Genomic DNA, 11,914 nt, shown 5'->3' on the forward strand with positions numbered 1-11,914 from the left:
AGAACTGCAAACTGACAAAAGAAAGCGTTTGAAGCTGACGAAGTAAACGAGAGACGAAATGAGCTTACAAGCGGTAAGTGAGTGAGGAAAGCGTGAAATAGTAAAAGGAATGCATGAGCAAAAACGCATGCATAAGTACCGCTATCTCAATAAATTGAGAGTGGTACTTTACGAACGCTTGTCTGAAGTCAGGGATGCTTCTTAGCGCCGAAGGTAGCTGACTTACGTTCCGCAAGAGTAGGTAAAGAGGAATACATGAGCTAAAGCTCATGTATAAGTCACACTATTCCAATAACATATAAATTTATAAGATATATAAGTGTCAAACGTAAAAATTAAAATTAAGAAGTGTGACTTTACAGGCAAGTAAGACCCGAAAGGGTCTTTTTTTTACATAAAAGGAGCTTAACTTCCAGTTCGAAGAACTGCAAGTGGTACTTTATATAAAATAAAAGTCTAGCATAAGCTAGACTTTTAAATTAATAGTGAATAAAGCATTTTGTTTTCGTTAATATAGATATTGGAAGGATCGAATTCATTGACATTCGACTTTAAGTTATCTAAATCTTGATGGTTATTTAATTGTATGCCGATGATGACAGTTCCTGTATTTTGAGAACTTTTCTTAAGGTACTCAAATTTAGTAATATCATCCTTTGGTCCAAGTACGTCATTTACAAATTCTCTTAATGCGCCAGGTCTTTGTGGGAAGTTGAGAATGAAGTAATGTTTCATTTCTTCAAATAATAAAGAACGTTCTTCGATTTCTTTCATACGGTTGATATCATTGTTGCCGCCACTTACAACGCAAACAACTGTCTTACCTTTAATTTCTGAGCGATATTGTTCTAAAGCTGAAACACTTAAAGCACCAGCAGGTTCCGCAATAATTGCTTGTTTAGAATACATGTCCAAGATCGTTGAACAAACAGCGCCTTCATGTACTTGAATATAGTCATCTACTACATTTTTGGCAATATCATATGTGATTTCACCGACTTTTGCTACAGATGCACCATCCACAAATTTATCAATTTCAGGTAAAGTTACTATTTGATTTTCTAGTACAACAGAGGCATACATACTACTTGCACCGGCAGGTTCTACGCCAATGATAGAAGTTTGTGGTGAATGTTCTTTGAAGTAAGTGCCTATCCCTGAAATTAACCCACCGCCGCCTATAGCTGCGAATAAATAATCAAATTGAATGTTATCCTCTTTAGATTGTTTTAAAATTTCTTTAGCTAACGTACCTTGGCCAGCGATTGTATAAATGTTATTAAATGGATCGATGAAATTCATTTTATTATCTTGAGTATAAGTAAGTGCCTCTTTTAGACAATCATCAAATGTATCGCCGGTAAGCACAACTTCAGCGTTACTACCACCAAAAAATTTCACCTGATTTATCTTTTGAAGAGGTGTAGTTACTGGCATAAATATAACAGCATTTAAATTAAGTTTGTTGGCAGTGTAAGCAACACCTTGTGCATGATTACCTGCACTTGCACATGTAATTCCGTTTTGTCTATCATTTTCATTTAACGCTATAATTGCGTTATAAGCACCTCTTAATTTAAAAGATCGAACCCATTGTAAGTCTTCTCTTTTTAAATAGACATCACAATCGTATTTAAGCGATAAGTAATGATCCTTTTGCAAAGGAGTTTCTTTAACAACATCTTTCAATTGTAAGAAAGCTTCATCTATATCTTTTGAAGAAACAGTTGTTTTGACAGCCATAAATTTCACACCTTTATTTAAGTTTCGTTAAAAAGCTTTTGACGTTTCATATGTTTGAATTTCATTTTCGAATTGTAGTGTTACAGCAATGTCATCAAGTCCATTAACAAGTTTATTTTTCCACGTTTCATCAATTTCAAAGTGAAATGTTTTATCATTCGCAGTCACAGTTTGATTAGGTAAATCAACAGTGACTTTACCTGCTTTGGCAATGTATTGACGTTCTTCTTCATTTAATACGATAGGTAACATCGCATTTTTAGTACAGTTCATATAAAAGATATCACTATAACTACCGGCAATAATAATATTAAAACCATAATCCTTAATTGCCCAAGCTGCATGTTCACGGCTCGAACCACAACCAAAATTATCCCCTGTTACTAAAATCGTGGCATCTTGGTATTCTGGCTTATTTGGATTGAAATCTGGATTGTCGGATCCATCCTCTAAATAGCGCCATTCATCAAAAGCAAAAGGTCCAAAACCAGATTTAGAAATTCGTTTTAAATGTACTTTTGGTATGATTTGGTCAGTATCAATATTATCATGAAATAATGGAACAACTTTACCAGTATAGGTTGTGATAGGTTGGATTTCCATATTATACAACCACCTTTCTTACGTCTACAAATTTCCCGTTAATGGCTGCAGCAGCTGCCATAGCAGGGGAGACTAAGTGTGTTCGAGCCCCTTTGCCTTGGCGTCCTTCAAAGTTACGATTACTTGTTGATGCACAATGCACACCAGCAGGTACTTGGTCAGGGTTCATACCAAGACACATTGAACAACCAGGTTCTCTCCATTCAAATCCAGCATTTTTAAACACTTTATCAAGACCTAATTTTTCTGCTTCTATCTTTACAGTTCTAGAACCAGGAACGACGATTGCTGTAATATTAGGATGCACTTGATTTCCTTTTACAATATGGCTTGCTTCTATTAGATCAGATAGTCGGGCATTCGTACAAGAACCTAAAAATACATAACCTAAATCAATATCTTCTGCTTTTTGACCAGGTTCTAGTCCCATATAGTTATAGGCCCGTTCATCATTAACATCATTAATTTCAGGAAATGGTGTATTAAAGCTAACACCCATTTCAGGGCTAGTACCCCAGGTAACTTGTGGTTCTAAATCAGAAACATCAAGTCGTATGATTTTATCAAAATTTGCATCATCATCTGTGTAAAGTTCACGCCATTCATCTACATCATATGCAAAGTTTGTTGCATAAGGTCTTCCTTTTACATATTCAAATGTAGTTTCGTCAGGCGCCATCATCCCATACTTTGCACCAGCTTCGATCGCCATATTACAAATCGTCATTCTTGCTTCCATTGATAGACTACGAATAGTTTCACCTGAAAACTCAAGTGCATATCCAGTACCAAAGTCAACACCATATTGGTTAATAAGATGTAAAATAATATCTTTTGCATATACGCCTGTAGGTAGTTTACCAGTAACATCAATTTTTAAATTTTTTGGCTTTGTTTGCCATAGTGTTTGTGTTGCAAAAACATGTTCGACTTCACTAGTTCCAATACCAAATGCAATAGCACCAAAAGCACCATGTGTAGCTGTATGAGAGTCTCCGCATACGATTGTTTTTCCAGGTTGTGTCAGTCCAGTTTCAGGACCAACCATATGCACGATACCTTGTTCGTCAGAACCCATATCAAAAATATGCACATCAAATTCTTTGGCATTTTTTTGAAGCGTTGTTATTTGTTTATTAGCAATTTCATCTTTAATATTAAAAATATCAACTGTAGGAACGTTATGGTCCAACGTCGCATAGGTTAAATCTGGTCTGCGCAGCTTTCTATTTTGTAGTCTAAGTCCTTCAAAAGCTTGAGGAGATGTGACTTCGTGTATAAGATGTAGGTCTATATATAATAATTGTGGGTCACCTTCTTTACCGGTTAAGACATGCTTATTCCAAACTTTGTCAAATAGTGTTTTACCCATATGACATCTCCTCCTTTTTAAAGATTTTGTTTAATGAATTTAAAAATATCAGTCGTTTTATACTTACCATTGAGATCTTGAGTTGTTTTTTCATCTTCGATAAGTTGATAAATAATTGATTCTAATCTATGAGCAGCCTCTGGTGCATTAAGACTTTCTCTTAAACACATAACCACTGATAAAAGCATACCGAATGGATTTGCTATATCTTTATTTGCAATATCAGGTGCAGAACCATGAATGGGTTCATAAAGTCTTGGTCCTTTTTCACTAAAACTAGCTGATGGTGAAAGACCAAGCGAGCCAGGAATTACAGATGCCTCATCACTTAATATATCTCCAAATAAATTTTCTGTTACAATGACGTCAAATTGAGAAGGATTTGTAATGATATGCATTGCACAAGCATCTACAAGTAAATGATTAACTTCAACATCTGGATAGTCTTTAGATACATCATTTATTACATTTCTCCATAATTTACTGGAAGAAAGTACATTTTCCTTATCTACAGAAGTTAATTTTTTGCGACGGTTTTGAGCTAAATCAAAAGCAACTCTTGCAATTCGTTCTATTTCTGTACGTGTATAAGTTAAGGAATCTAAAGCTTTATCCTCATTCCAATGTTTTGGTTCACCAAAGTAAATACCACCTGTTAACTCTCTTACTAAAATAAAATCTGTACCAGCTACACGCTCTTTTTTAATAGGTGATAAGTGACTGGTACCACTCGTTACTGTAGTGGGGCGAATATTAGCAAATAGACCTAAAGCTTTTCGAATACCAAGCAGACCTTGTTCAGGTCTATTATTAGGGTCTGTCCATCTTGGGCCACCGACAGCACCCAATAGAATTGCGTCTGCTTGTTTACAAGCACTTAGCGTCGTATCAGGTAGTGGCGTACCATGATTATCTATAGCAATACCGCCGAAATCATGCGTTTCTATTTCATAGTCGAAATTATAGATATTACTTAGTTGTGAAAGAATTTCTAGTGAACCATTTAAAATTTCCGGTCCAATTCCATCCCCGGGAAGTGCTACAATCTTATAACTCATGAGTGAATACCTTCTTTCACTTCTGAATTAGAAACGTATTTAGCATGTGCTTCAACATATGATTTACATGATGCTAATAAGATGTCATGATCAATACCTACACCAGTAACGATTTGATCTCCAATTTTAATTTGGACATGTACTTCTGCTTGTGCATCAGTACCTTCAGTTACAGATTCAATACGATAGTCTATAAGTTCAGTTTTGCGATTGAAAATTCGATCTACTGCATTATATACAGAAACAATTGATCCAGTACCAATACTTGAATCTTGATACGTATTTCCATCTTTATCTTGAATAACTACGACAGCACTTTGTAGTCCATTTGAGACGAATTGTAGTTGCAGAGCTTCAACTTTATAGATGGCATTTTGTTCATGTTCAGTTCCTTGAATTAAAGCGTGTATATCCCTGTCAGTAACAGACTTTTTCTTATCAGCAATTGTTTTAAATTGCTTAAATAGTTCTTTTTGTTCTTCGGCATCCACATCATATCCCAATGCAACTAATTTTTCTGAAAAAGCGTGTTTACCAGATAATTTACCGAGCGGTAATTCAGTTGTTTTGACGCCTACTAATTGTGGTGTCATAATCTCATAAGTTTCAGGATTTTTAAGAACACCATCTTGATGAATACCTGATTCGTGACTAAAAGCATTTTGTCCGACAATAGCTTTATTTCTTGGGACTCGAATTCCTGCATATCGTGCTATTAAATCAGATGTATTTTTAGTTTCTTCGAGATTTATTTGTGTTTGATTACCATAATGATCTTGTCGAACGTATAGGCCAAGTGCAACTTCCTCAAGGGCTGTGTTACCTGCACGTTCACCAATACCATTTAAAGTACCTTCAATGCGTTTTGCACCATTTTCAATTGCAGACATACTATTTGCAACAGCTAAGCCTAAGTCATCGTGACAGTGTGCACTATAAATAACTTCATGATTTGTTTTAATGCTTTCTTGGAGTGTTTTAAAAATTTTGCCATATTCTGTAGGATAGCTGAATCCAACTGTATCAGGTATATTGATGACACTTGCTCCCGCATCAACTGCAGTTTGAACACATTCGATTAAGAAAGGTAGTTCCGTTCTTGTAGCATCTTCTGGTGAAAATTGAACGACGTCAAAACATTCTGTAGCATAAGCAACATGCTCTTTGATTGATGCTAACACTTCTTCTTTGGACATCATGAGTTTTGAGTCACGGTGAATAGGGCTAGTTGCTAAGAACACATGTATTCTAGGTTTTACTGCCTCTTTTGTTGATTGATACACTGCATCAATATCTTTTTTGACACAACGTGCTAAGCCACAAACAGCAGTGGTTGTTAATGTTTTAGAAATCGCTTCTACGGATTTAAAACTACCTGAACTTGAAGCAGGGAAACCAGCTTCGATGATATCAACACCCCATTTTTCAAGTTGTTTAGCAATTTTTAAGCGTTCATCGAAGGAAAAGTTTACGCCTGGCGTTTGTTCTCCGTCTCTTAGTGTCGTATCAAAAATTTGAATATGGCTAGTCATTTTAAACATCTCCTAATAAATAGATTTTAGTTCAATATGATGAATGAGCCGAAGAATCTAAAATTGTCCTAAAAATTAAAGTAGGGGACTTCTCTTGATTCTTCAGGCATCACCATAAAACTAATTATTTTTCAATACTCTTGGATTTAATAAATGGCATCATCTCACGTAGGTCTCTACCAACCGCTTCAATTTGATGTCCATGTTGTTCTTCACGTAGTTTATGGAATTCTTCAAAATTATTTTCGTTATCTTTGATGAAACGATCGCTGAAGTTTCCTTGTTGAATATCGTTAAGTACTGCTTTCATATTATCTTTAACATCTGGAGTGATTACGCGTGGTCCTGATACATAGTCTCCAAATTCAGCTGTATTTGAGATTGAATAGCGCATGTTTTCCATGCCACCTTCATACATTAAATCAACAATTAATTTCATTTCATGTAAAACTTCAAAGTAAGCAATTTCTGGTTGATAACCAGCTTCAACTAATGTTTCAAAACCAGATTGAATTAGTTTTGTTGTACCACCACAAAGTACTGCTTGTTCACCGAATAAATCTGTCTCGGTTTCTTCTTTAAATGATGTTTCTAAAACCCCAGCACGAGTTGCACCAATACCTTTTGCGTAACTTAGTGCTAAATCAGTTGCTTCACCACTTGCATCTTGTTCAACTGCAAATAGGGCGGGTACGGCGCTACCTTCTGTGAAAGTACGTCTAACTAAATGTCCAGGCCCTTTTGGTGCTACTAAAAATACATCTACTGTTTCAGGTGGTTGAATAACATTAAAGTGAATATTAAAGCCATGTGCGAAAACAAGTGCATTATTTGGCTCTAAATTAGGTTTAATTTCTTCATTATATACTTGTCCTTGAATTTCATCTGGTAATAATACCATGATGACATCAGCCTGTTTTGCTGCCTCATTTACAGGATATACTTCGAAACCATCATCTTTTGCTTTGTCAAATGAACGACCTGGTCTGATGCCAATAATCACGTCATAGCCGTTATCTTTTAGGTTTTGCGCATGTGCATGTCCTTGTGAACCATAGCCGATGATGGCTACTTTTTTACCTTGTAATGCATCTTTCGTAACTGATTGGTCATAATAAACTGTTGTCATAATAAAATCCTCCATGTTTTAAATATAGTTTGATGAATTGTGTTTTAAACTAAACCGGCTGAACCAGTTCTTGAAACTTGTTCAATGTTATATGATGATAGATCATCTAATAAATTATCCATTGTATATTGTGGACCTGAGGCTTGAAGATAGGTGTAAGGATCCTCATTTTTTAAAATAGAGACTAGCGCATCATAAGGTTTAATTACTTTTTGTAAATCTTGATGGTTACTTGGTGTTTCTAATTTCACAAGCACTAATTCTCTGTTGTAAGTATTTGTATCAGTGATGTCTTCTACATCAATAATATTTATTTGTTTTTCCAATTGGCTAATTAAGTTTCTTAAAACATCTGAATCTGGGACTTCCGCTACAAATGTGATATTAGAAACGCCATCTTCTCTCGTTGGAGTAACTGATAACGTGACAATGTTAAATTGCCTGCGAACAAAGATACTCGTTAATCTATTTAAAGTACCAGCTTTATCTAAAACTTTTGTTCTAAATGTGCGTCTCATAATAATCCCTCCATCTCATAATTAGCTTTACCGCTAGGCACCATTGGATTAACAGGTTCGATAGGTGAGATACGAACATCAATGAGAGCAGGCCCTTTGTGTTCAAAAGCAGCGTCTAGTTGTTCTTCTAAATGTGTTGGATCATCGATAAGGAAACCTTTCACATTGTATGCTTCTCCCAATTTTAAGAAATCAGGTTGTCCATTAAATACGGAATGAGAGAAACGTTTGTTAAAGAATTTATCTTGCCATTGTTTAACCATACCTAACGTGCCGTTATTTATAATTACAACTTTTATGTCTAAATCGTATTCTTCTAGTATTGCTAACTCTTGATTGGTCATTTGGAAACCACCGTCGCCAACAAAAGCTACGACTGTTTTATCAGGTTCAGCTAATTTTGCACCTATTGCTGCAGGTATGCCAAAGCCCATTGTTCCTAAGCCACCACTCGTAACTAATTGACCGTGATTTTTAAATGGATAATATTGGGCAACCCACATTTGATGTTGACCGACATCAGTTGTAACAACTGCGTCACCTTTAGTAATTTCTCCTATATATTCAATAGTACGCTGTGGTTTTGAAAATGTACCATCTGGATCTTCTTTGTATGCAAAAGGTTGCTCTGCTTTATTGTTAAAGCATGTTTCTAACCAGTCATCATGGTTGATTGAATAGCTGTCGAATTCAAGTAATGCTTCTAAAGTTGCTTTACAATCTGCAACAATACCTAAATCAACTTTGATTATTTTATTTATTTCTGATGGATCAATGTCGATATGAACAATTTTTGCATTAGGTGCAAATTCATCTGGTTTACTTGCAAGTCTGTCATCAAAACGACTGCCAAAGTTTATAAGTAAATCACAATCTGTTAATGCCATATTGCTTGCGTATGATCCGTGCATTCCCCCCATACCTAAAAATAGGGGGTTTTCATATGGTATGGCACCTAACCCTAATAAAGTACTAACTACAGGCAATTGATGTCGTGTAACAAATTCAGTGAAAACTTCATTAGCCTTAGCGTGATTTACACCAGCTCCTGATAAAACCACAGGTTTTTTAGAAGATTTTAAATAATCACGTAATTTTTGAATTTCTGTTTTGTCTGGTTGATTAGGAACTGAATAACCAGGTAGGTTCAATTCGTTTGATACTTCTGCGTTAGTAGATAAGATTCCCATATCTTTTGGGAAGTCAATAACGACTGGTCCTTTTCTTCCTGAGTTTGCTACGTGAAATGCCTCATGGATTATTTTAGGTATTTCATTTACATTTTTAATCTGATAATTATGTTTAGTTATCGGTGTAGTCATTGAAAGCAAGTCTGCTTCTTGGAAAGCATCTTTCCCTATACCAGCTGTTGCAACTTGACCTGTGATAACGACAAGCGGTAGTGAATCACTATAAGCATCAGCAATACCAGTGATTGCATTTGTTGCTCCAGGACCACTTGTAACGACAACGACACCAGTTTTTCCAGAAACACGCGCATAACCCTCAGCAGCGTGTGAAGCACCTTGTTCATGTCTCGCTAGAATGTGTTTAATTTTCCCATCATAAAATGTGTCATATAGTGGAAGTACAGCACCACCAGGGTAACCAAATATAAAATCTACATCTTCATTTACAAGTGAATCTACTAATAATTCTGAACCAGATTTCATTTCATCAATTGTTTCTTTTTCTAATTCAACTTCGGGCTCAATTGCTTCTGCTGTTTCAAAGTAATCTAAATTTTCTGATTTTTCATATTCAAGTATTTCAGTTTGTTTAGACATCATACTCACTCCTTAAATGAGATCTTCAGGTACTTGCATAATACCACCAGTATTAGCACTCGTTACTAATGCTGTATAGCGTGCAAGATAACCTGTTTTCACTTTTGCTTTAAATGGTTTCAAGTTTTGTTTTCTAGATTCTAATACTTCGTCTGTAACTTCTACATTTAATGTTCTGTTTGTTAAATCAATTGTGATATCGTCGTTGTTTTCAATTAAAGCGATAGGTCCACCCGCCGCAGCTTCTGGTGAAATATGACCAACAGCAATACCTCGTGTTGCTCCGGAAAATCTACCATCAGTGATTAATGCAACGTCTTTACCTAACCCTCTTCCTACAATAGATGATGTAGGGGCCAACATTTCCGGCATTCCTGGTCCACCTTTAGGGCCTTCATACCTAATCACAACCACATGACCTTCACGTACTACGTGATTGTCAATTGCTTCAACTGCTTCATCATGTGAATCAAAACAAATTGCTTTTCCTTTAAAGACTTTAATTGAAGGATCAACACCACCGACTTTGATAACCGCACCTTTAGGAGCTAAGTTACCATAAAGGATTGAAAGGCCACCTTGTTTATCGTATGGATTATCAAGGTGTCTGATTACATCACTATTTAATATCTCTTTGTGTTCGTTATTTTCACGAAGTGTTTTACCTGTGGCTGTAATTCTGTCTGGATGAAGTGTACCTTCTTTTTTAAATAATTCGTTAATGATAGCTGGAACGCCACCAGCTTCATGTACATCATGCATAGAATAGGAAGAACTTGGTGCTATTTTTGACAAATAAGGCGTTTTTTTCGCAATTTCATTTATTCTTGATAAGTCATAATCAATGCCAGCTTCATTTGCAATCGCTAATGTGTGTAGTACTGTATTGGTAGATCCCCCCATAGCCATGTCTAAAGCAAATGCGTCATCAATTGCTTCTTTAGTAACAATGTCTCTTGGTTTAATGTCATTTTTGATATTATCAACAAGTTTAAATGCTGCTTCTCTAATCATTTCTCTACGTTGGTCACTTACTGCTAGGGCTGTACCGTTATATGGGAGAGCTAAGCCTAAAACCTCCATTAAACAATTCATTGAATTTGCTGTAAACATACCAGAACATGAACCACAAGTAGGGCAAGCATTTTGTTCCATATCTAAAAACTCATCTTTTGAAATTGAACCATCTTTAAATGCTCCAACTGCTTCAAACATTGAAGAAAGTGTTAATGCTTTACCTTGTGATGATAAACCTGCTTTCATAGGTCCACCTGAACAAAAAATAGCTGGAACATTGGTTCTTACAGCTGCTAGTAACATGCCAGGTGTAATCTTGTCACAGTTCGGTATGTAAAAGACACCATCAAACCAGTGTGCATTGATAACTGTTTCTGCAGCATCGGCAATAATTTCTCTAGATGGCAGTGAATATCTCATTCCAATATGTCCCATTGCAATACCATCATCTACACCGATTGTGTCAAATTCAAAGGGGATGGCACCTGCTTCTCGAATTGCTTCTTTAGCAATGTCAGCTAATTCTCTTAGGTGAACGTGTCCTGGTACAATGTCGATATATGAATTACATATAGCTACGAAAGGCTTATTCATATCTGTTGGTTTTTCTAAAGCGCCTGTTGCATGCAAAAGGCTTCTTGCTGGAGCTTGATGATCTCCTTTTTTGATCATATCGCTTCTCATATTAATTCCCCCATAAATTTGAAAATAAAAAAGCGTCCCAATAAATAATTGGGACGCTTTCAAGTCCCATTCAACTAGAAATAGGACTTAAACATTTAGTAGATTCTTTACTAAAGTTCCAGTCCTAATAGCATAATAAAATGACTAAAATATTTGAAGTTGTTGGTTGGTATTGCATTGTATATTTGGTCATCTTATTATGCTCCTTTCCGTTAGAATGGTTTATCTGTTAATGTGTTAAATTGAATTGTCTAAAAATTCGATAAATTAAATTTACTATATTGAACTTGTGCTGTCAATGATTTTTTAAATTTTCTATCAATTCAAATAATTTCAAAATGTTGGAACTTGTTTTAGTTTGAAGTAAAATAAGAAAAAATTTGTTAAACTATAGTAGTTAATTTAATGATAATAAAGTATTAAAGTAATAGATGATCATTTAGTGCTGATAAAAATCAATAAGAAAGTAGT

9 protein-coding genes are annotated in these 11,914 nt (G+C 35.5%); all 9 read right to left on the reverse strand.

Going from position 1 to position 11,914, the window contains the following annotated elements; all coding sequences use genetic code 11:
• Window positions 1-474: 474 nt before the first annotated feature.
• The 9 genes from ilvA to ilvD all read right to left on the reverse strand — a co-directional run bounded on the left by ilvA (window position 475) and on the right by ilvD (window position 11,443).
• On the reverse strand, window positions 475-1,743 hold the full coding sequence (gene ilvA, locus CD150_RS04870; protein WP_073346041.1) for a threonine ammonia-lyase IlvA: 1,269 nt from the start codon (window positions 1,741-1,743) through the stop codon (window positions 475-477).
• A gap of 27 nt (window positions 1,744-1,770) precedes the next feature.
• Window positions 1,771-2,346, reverse strand: coding sequence for a 3-isopropylmalate dehydratase small subunit (gene leuD, locus CD150_RS04875; RefSeq protein WP_103161395.1), 576 nt, complete (start codon window positions 2,344-2,346; stop codon window positions 1,771-1,773).
• A 1-nt stretch (window position 2,347) separates the two neighbouring features.
• Window positions 2,348-3,718: a 3-isopropylmalate dehydratase large subunit gene (gene leuC, locus CD150_RS04880; RefSeq protein WP_103161396.1), complete on the reverse strand. Its 1,371-nt coding sequence runs from the start codon at window positions 3,716-3,718 to the stop codon at window positions 2,348-2,350.
• Between the two features lie 17 nt (window positions 3,719-3,735).
• Window positions 3,736-4,776, reverse strand: coding sequence for a 3-isopropylmalate dehydrogenase (gene leuB, locus CD150_RS04885; RefSeq protein WP_073346032.1), 1,041 nt, complete (start codon window positions 4,774-4,776; stop codon window positions 3,736-3,738).
• The gene (locus tag CD150_RS04890; protein WP_073346029.1) at window positions 4,773-6,308 is read right to left on the reverse strand and encodes a 2-isopropylmalate synthase; all 1,536 of its coding nucleotides are present in this window, start codon (window positions 6,306-6,308) and stop codon (window positions 4,773-4,775) included. The genes leuB and CD150_RS04890 overlap by 4 nt, the downstream gene beginning before the upstream one ends.
• Before the next feature lie 124 nt (window positions 6,309-6,432).
• Window positions 6,433-7,437 (reverse strand): ketol-acid reductoisomerase, encoded by a 1,005-nt coding sequence (gene ilvC, locus CD150_RS04895; RefSeq protein WP_103161397.1) that lies wholly within the window; start codon window positions 7,435-7,437, stop codon window positions 6,433-6,435.
• A gap of 44 nt (window positions 7,438-7,481) precedes the next feature.
• On the reverse strand, window positions 7,482-7,955 hold the full coding sequence (gene ilvN / locus CD150_RS04900; protein ID WP_046206534.1) for an acetolactate synthase small subunit: 474 nt from the start codon (window positions 7,953-7,955) through the stop codon (window positions 7,482-7,484).
• Window positions 7,952-9,742: a biosynthetic-type acetolactate synthase large subunit gene (gene ilvB / locus CD150_RS04905; protein WP_070039243.1), complete on the reverse strand. Its 1,791-nt coding sequence runs from the start codon at window positions 9,740-9,742 to the stop codon at window positions 7,952-7,954. Before ilvB ends, ilvN begins: the two co-directional genes overlap by 4 nt.
• A 12-nt stretch (window positions 9,743-9,754) precedes the next feature.
• Window positions 9,755-11,443, reverse strand: coding sequence for a dihydroxy-acid dehydratase (ilvD, locus tag CD150_RS04910; protein ID WP_064210000.1), 1,689 nt, complete (start codon window positions 11,441-11,443; stop codon window positions 9,755-9,757).
• Between the last annotated feature and the right edge of the window lie 471 nt (window positions 11,444-11,914).

This window comes from Staphylococcus ureilyticus (assembly GCF_002902235.1).
GTDB classification, from domain to species: Bacteria; Bacillota; Bacilli; order Staphylococcales; family Staphylococcaceae; genus Staphylococcus; species Staphylococcus ureilyticus.

What these genes read in the sequence shown, in the direction of transcription:
- leuB (WP_073346032.1), bottom strand. Translation starts at nt 4,776, where the DNA reads ATGAGTTATAAGATTGTAGCACTTCCCGGGGATGGAATTGGACCGGAA.
- leuD (WP_103161395.1), bottom strand. Translation starts at nt 2,346, where the DNA reads ATGGAAATCCAACCTATCACAACCTATACTGGTAAAGTTGTTCCATTA.
- CD150_RS04890 (WP_073346029.1), bottom strand. Translation starts at nt 6,308, where the DNA reads ATGACTAGCCATATTCAAATTTTTGATACGACACTAAGAGACGGAGAA.
- ilvB (WP_070039243.1), bottom strand. Translation starts at nt 9,742, where the DNA reads ATGTCTAAACAAACTGAAATACTTGAATATGAAAAATCAGAAAATTTA.
- leuC (WP_103161396.1), bottom strand. Translation starts at nt 3,718, where the DNA reads ATGGGTAAAACACTATTTGACAAAGTTTGGAATAAGCATGTCTTAACC.
- ilvD (WP_064210000.1), bottom strand. Translation starts at nt 11,443, where the DNA reads ATGAGAAGCGATATGATCAAAAAAGGAGATCATCAAGCTCCAGCAAGA.
- ilvC (WP_103161397.1), bottom strand. Translation starts at nt 7,437, where the DNA reads ATGACAACAGTTTATTATGACCAATCAGTTACGAAAGATGCATTACAA.
- ilvN (WP_046206534.1), bottom strand. Translation starts at nt 7,955, where the DNA reads ATGAGACGCACATTTAGAACAAAAGTTTTAGATAAAGCTGGTACTTTA.
- ilvA (WP_073346041.1), bottom strand. Translation starts at nt 1,743, where the DNA reads ATGGCTGTCAAAACAACTGTTTCTTCAAAAGATATAGATGAAGCTTTC.